Source organism: Nitratidesulfovibrio oxamicus (genome assembly GCF_015731765.1).
Taxonomy (GTDB): Bacteria; Desulfobacterota; Desulfovibrionia; order Desulfovibrionales; family Desulfovibrionaceae; genus Cupidesulfovibrio; species Cupidesulfovibrio oxamicus.
Map to the genome: position 1 here is coordinate 1 of NZ_VRYY01000156.1, position 5421 is coordinate 5421.

A 5421-nucleotide genomic window follows, 5' to 3' on the forward strand; every position below is an offset into this window, starting at 1 on the left:
AGCCGGATGCGCCAACCCGCGTCGGCGGTGCCTGCCCGTGCCGGGGCAAGGCCGAAGGCCAGCAGCCCGAGGGCAAGGGTCAGCGCCGCCAGCCAGGCCATGGGCCCGGCGAACGCGGACACCATGACGGCGGAATGGCGGGTGGGTGCGGAACGGCGGTGGCGGATCATGCTATATCTCCCTGGAGTTCCAGAAACGTTCACGCTGCGGGGTAACACACGCCCCGAGGACGGTCTCCGAATGAGGGTTTTCGATCGTTGGCAAGGAAAACGAACCAGCCATGACGGGAACATACTCTTATCGTATTCGACCGGAATGGCAGATGAAGTTTGACCGTTCTACGCTCGATGCCCGTAAAACCCGCAGACTCGCTTAACGGGCACGCTACGCGCCCTTCGGGTCAGTCAGCCAACGGACGAAAGGACCATTGGGAGTCAGCCCTTAACGCTTCAGCTGGACAGCGGTCTGCAACATGGTGTCCGACGTCTGGATGGCCTTGGAGTTCATTTCGTAGGCGCGCTGGCCCACGATCATGTTCACCATCTCGTCCACCACCTCGACGTTGGACATTTCCAGAAAGCCCTGGGCAATGGTGCCCACGTTGTCTTCGCCGGGCACGCCTTCCACTGCCTCGCCCGATGCCTCGGACGGGACGTACAGGTTGCGGCCCCGCGCCTCCAGGCCCGCCGGGTTGATGAAGGTGTAGAGGGGGATGTCGGCTTCGGCCAGGGCGTCACCGTTGCTGTCCAGCGCGGAGATGTGCCCGTTTTCCGTCACCGTGATGTTCTTGGTCTCGGCGGGCACGGTGAATTCCGGCTGCAGGGTGTAGCCGTTGGCGGTCACCACCACCCCATCCTGGTTCAGCTTGAATGCACCTGCGCGGGTGTAGGCGTCTTCGCCGTTCACCTGCACCAGAAAGAAGCCGTCGCCTTCGATGGCGAGGTCCAGCGAGTTGCCGGTGTTGGAATAGTCGCCCTGGGTGAAGAACTTGTGCACAGTGGTGGGACGCACGCCCATGCCAACCTGGATGCCGGTGGGAATGCGGTTGTCGCCTTCCGTGGCGGCGCCGGCAATGCGCATGTTCTGGTACATGAGGTCCTCGAACTCCGCGCGGCTTTTCTTGAAGCTTGTGGTATTCACGTTGGCGAGGTTGTTGGAGATCACGTCGATGTTGAGCTGCTGGGCCACCATGCCGGTGGCCGCCGTCCAGAGTGAACGCATCATGGTCGTTGTCTCCTTGCGGGGAGTTTGGTTCCGTCGGTTGTCCGGCGGTGATTGCCCGCCAGACAGGTGTTTGCAAACCGGATGCCGGATACGCCGGGCAACCCTACCCGCGCGGCGGCGGTTGTCAGTAGGAATGGCGGTGCGCTTCTTCGACGGGTAGCGGCGTGAGTAGGATTTTTGTTCTCTGCCGAGGAAGAATGGCTTTTTATGAAGGGAATATGCCTCAGCCGTCGGGCGAGCTTGCGAGCCTTACGGATGAGGACCGCAGCGCGCTTTGATGGTATTTGACCGGAGTAAAAAGCCATTCTGACGAAGGCAGAGGGCAAAAAGACACTCATGGCGCCACCCGTCAGACCTTCTTGCCCACCTTCTGGGTCGCCTCACGGTCTATGGAATCCGTGGTCTGCATCACCTTCTGATAGGCTTCGAACTGTCGCTGGGCTTCGATCATGTTCACCATTTCGGAAACCACCTCGACGTTGGACGCCTCCAGGTAGCCCTGGGCCACGTAGGCACGCTCGGCAGGCACCTCGCCCGCGTTGGATCCGGGCCGCAGCCGGTACATGTTGCCGCCCAGCTTTTCCAGGGCGGTCAGGTCGTTCACGGTGACCATGTTCAACTGCCCCACCAGGGCGCCGCCCGCGAATATCTGCCCGTCGTCGGAAATCTGCACATCCTCGCCGGGCGGCAGGGCAATGTCGCCGCCGTCGCCCTGCACCGCGTGGCCCATGGCGGTCACCAACTGGCCGTCGGCGGTCTGGATGAAGTTGCCGTTGCGGGTGTAGAATTCGCCTTCGGGGGTGCGCACCTTGAAAAAGGCGTTGCCGGAAATGGCCACGTCCAGCGGGTTGCCGGTGTAGCGCATGCTGCCCTGCTCGAAGTCGGTATGGGCCACGGCAATACGGGGCCGCGCCACGTGCATGGGTTCCGGAAAGAGCTTTTTCGAGCGCACGTGGGCAATGGGCTCCATGATCTGGTCATGGGCGAACAGTTGCATGGTATCCTTGAAGGATATGACGTCGCGCTTGTAGCCCGTGGTATTCACGTTCGCGAGATTGTTCGAGATATTGTTCATGCGATGCTCGTTGGTGAGCGCGCCGAACAGGCTCGACAACATGCCTTCCTGCATGCGTGCCTCCTTGCGGGCATGCTGCCCGCGCCAGTGGCTGTGCAAGGCATGGGCCATACCGACAAACCTGCATCATTCCGGTGCGTGGCAATGCATGAGCCCCGCCCGGCACGCACAGAGCACGGGGCGCACCGACGGAACAACGACGGTCATCCGCCTGCTTCCGGGCGTCGCCCCATCCCGGCATCCGCGCGCGGTCGTACCATTCCTCGCGCCATCTCCTGTTGACAGACCTGCGGCCCCATACTATATATTCGCGTCTTGACAGAAGCGGCTGCCGATATTCCTCTGGAATCGCTTCACGGAGCGCCACGCCTTACCGCTCCCCGGCAACGCCGCTTCGACATCCTGAGGGCCGTACGCGGCCATTCCGGGTGGCCTTTCGGCCCCCTTTTTTTTTGCTGCGGCTCCGCCGCCCACGACAACGGACGTTATCCCGCACCATGAGCACGCATCCCCTCCGCGACGCCGTCGCCGCCATTGCCACGCCCCTGGCCGACGCCCTGGGCATTGCCCTGTGGGGCATCGAGATCATTGACGGGGGACGCATGGTGCTGCGCGTGTACGTGGACGCCAAGCCCGGCATGTCCGTCCCGGAAGCAGCGGCCCCGGAAATTGCGGCCCCTCAAGTAGCAGCCCCTGAAGTAGCAGCCCCGGACGGGGAAGCGGCCGGAGACGCCACACCCGAACGCGTGACGATAGACCAGTGCGCCCGCCTTTCGCGCCAGTTGGGCCTTGCCCTGGACGTGGAAGACGTGGTCCGCGACGCCTACGTGCTCGAAGTGTCCTCGCCGGGGCTGGAACGCCCCTTCTTCGAGATCGCCCAGATTGCCCCCTACGTGGGCCGCACCATCGAACTCACCCTTGCGGTGCCCCATCCTGAATGGCCGGGCCGCCGCAAGTTCCGGGCGGACATCGTGCGGGTGGAAGGCGACACCCTCACCTTCCTGCCCGACACCGCGCCCCGCCCCGACGAAGACCCCGCCCCCATCAGCGTGGCGTGGGACGACGTGAAGAAGGCGCACCTCATCCACATTTTTCCCGACACGACCCGGCCCCAGCCCGGCGGCAAGACCGGCCAGCGCAAGAAGGCGCAGCCCAAGAAGCCCGCACGCGGCGGCGCGCCGCACGACGACACCACGGACTAGGCCACCGATCCGGAGGAGTACTCATGAGCCTGGAACTCAAGAAGGCCATCGACCAGATCAGCAAGGACAAGGGCCTTGACCGCGACATGCTGATCGACACCCTGGAGGAAGCCGTCCGCACCTCCGTGGCCCGCAAGTTCGGCGACGAGATGGACGCCGAAGTCAGCTACAATGACGAGACCGGCGAAATCGACGTCTATCAGTTCAAGATCGTCGTGAAAGAGGTCGAGAACCCGAACAGCGAAATTTCGCTCGAGGACGCGCGCGCCCACGACCCCAGCGTACAACTGGACGACGAAATGGGCTTCCGCGTGAAGATCGAAGACCTTGGCCGCATCGCCGCCCAGTCGGCCAAGCAGGTGATCATCCAGCGCATGCGCGATGCGGAGCAGGAAATCATCTACGAGGAATACAAGGACCGCCGGGGCGAAATCGTCAGCGGCATCATCCAGCGCCGCGACAAGGCCGGGTGGATCATCAACCTTGGCCGCACCGAAGCACTGCTGCCCAAGGAAGAACAGATCCCGCGCGAACACTACAAGCGCGGCGACCGGGTGCAGGCCATCCTCATCGACGTGCGCAAGGAAGGCCGTGGCCCGCAGGTCATCGTTTCACGCGCGCACCGCGACTACATGGCGGCCCTGTTCCGCCGTGAAGTGCCCGAGGTGGACGACGGCACCGTGCAGATCATGGGCGTTTCACGCGACCCCGGCAGCCGCGCCAAGGCCGCCGTCATGTCGCGTGACCGCGACGTGGATCCGGTGGGCGCCTGCGTGGGCATTCGCGGTTCGCGCATCCAGAACATCGTGCAGGAAATGCGCGGCGAGCGCATCGACATCGTGGTCTGGAGCCCGGACATCGCAACGTATGCCCGCAACGCCCTTTCCCCGGCGGTGATCTCGCGCATCGTGGTGGACGAGGAAGAAAACCTGCTCGAAGTCATCGTGCCCGACGACCAGTTGACCAACGCCATCGGTCGAAAGGGCCAGAACGTGAAGCTGGCCGCGAAGCTGCTGGGCTGGAAGATAGATATCTACACCGAAACCCGCTACAACGAGGCCAACGCCATCGGACGCGGGCTCGAGCAGATCGCCAGCGTCGCCGAAATCTCCATCGAACAGTTCATCGCGGCAGGATTCCAGTCCATCGAGCGCCTGCGTGAAGCCGACGACGAGGAACTTTCCTCGGCGCTGGGCCTTGCGCCGGGCAAGATCGCCGACCTGCGCGCGGCCATCAACTTCCTTGCGCCCCAGGCGCAGGACGATGCCGACGCGGATACCGGGCCGGAGGCGGAAGCCGCCCCCGATGCCGAACAGGACGCCGCACAGGCTTCCGTTCAGGAGCAGGGCGAAGGAACCGAAGCCGAAGCGAAGGAATAGTACGCGGATGGATGAAGCCATCCGCGGGAAGCACATACCATTACGCACCTGCGTCATATGCAGGCGCCGCTTTGCAAAGCGCGAGCTTCTGCGGTACGTCCCCCCGACGGACACCGCCGGGGCGGGGGCCGACCCCGTTCCGGACGAAAGGCAGGTACTGCCTGGACGCGGGTTCTACGTATGCGAAAGCCCCGAATGCCGGGAGCGATTCCGGAAGTTTGGCGGCTGGCGAAGGAAGCGCAAGGGGGTTCAGGAATGACCGACGACAAGACCAGGGTGAAGGACCTGTCCACGGAGCTGGGCGTGTCCACGAAAGATCTGCTCCACACGCTGCGCGACCTTGACATACCGGCCAAGAGCGTGATGACCACGCTTACCGCCGACGAGGTCAGCCGCGTGCGCGAACGCCATCAGGGCCAGGCCGCCGAAGCGGGTGTTGACCGCAAGGTGGTGCAGCCCGGCGTCATCGTGCGCCGCCGCCGCCGCGACGGCGAAGAGGGCGAAGCCCCCGGGCGTCGTCGTGCCGAAGAGCGCGAAGGCG

Annotated in this window: 6 protein-coding genes; 4 read left to right on the forward strand and 2 right to left on the reverse strand. The window is 64.0% G+C overall.

Annotation, left to right across the window (positions count from 1 at the left end; translation table 11 throughout):
* Positions 1–441: 441 nt before the first annotated feature.
* On the reverse strand, positions 442–1224 hold the full coding sequence (gene flgG / locus FVW20_RS06800; RefSeq protein WP_196608836.1) for a flagellar basal-body rod protein FlgG: 783 nt from the start codon (positions 1222–1224) through the stop codon (positions 442–444).
* A 349-nt stretch (positions 1225–1573) separates the two neighbouring features.
* Entirely contained in the window at positions 1574–2353 is a 780-nt protein-coding gene (gene flgF / locus FVW20_RS06805; RefSeq protein ID WP_196608837.1) for a flagellar basal-body rod protein FlgF, read from the reverse strand.
* A gap of 443 nt (positions 2354–2796) precedes the next feature.
* Between flgF and rimP the strand changes: the two genes are divergently transcribed.
* The 4 genes from rimP to FVW20_RS06825 form a co-directional block, all read left to right on the forward strand.
* Entirely contained in the window at positions 2797–3501 is a 705-nt protein-coding gene (gene rimP, locus FVW20_RS06810; RefSeq protein WP_196608838.1) for a ribosome maturation factor RimP, read from the forward strand.
* Positions 3502–3524: 23 nt separating this feature from the next.
* The gene (nusA, locus tag FVW20_RS06815) at positions 3525–4880 is read left to right on the forward strand and encodes a transcription termination factor NusA (RefSeq protein WP_196608839.1); all 1356 of its coding nucleotides are present in this window, start codon (positions 3525–3527) and stop codon (positions 4878–4880) included.
* Positions 4881–4887: 7 nt separating this feature from the next.
* On the forward strand, positions 4888–5139 hold the full coding sequence (locus FVW20_RS06820) for a YlxR family protein (protein WP_167124043.1): 252 nt from the start codon (positions 4888–4890) through the stop codon (positions 5137–5139).
* On the forward strand, positions 5136–5421 hold a 286-nt coding region (locus FVW20_RS06825), incomplete at its 3' end, for a translation initiation factor IF-2 N-terminal domain-containing protein (protein WP_196608840.1). The genes FVW20_RS06820 and FVW20_RS06825, both read left to right, overlap by 4 nt.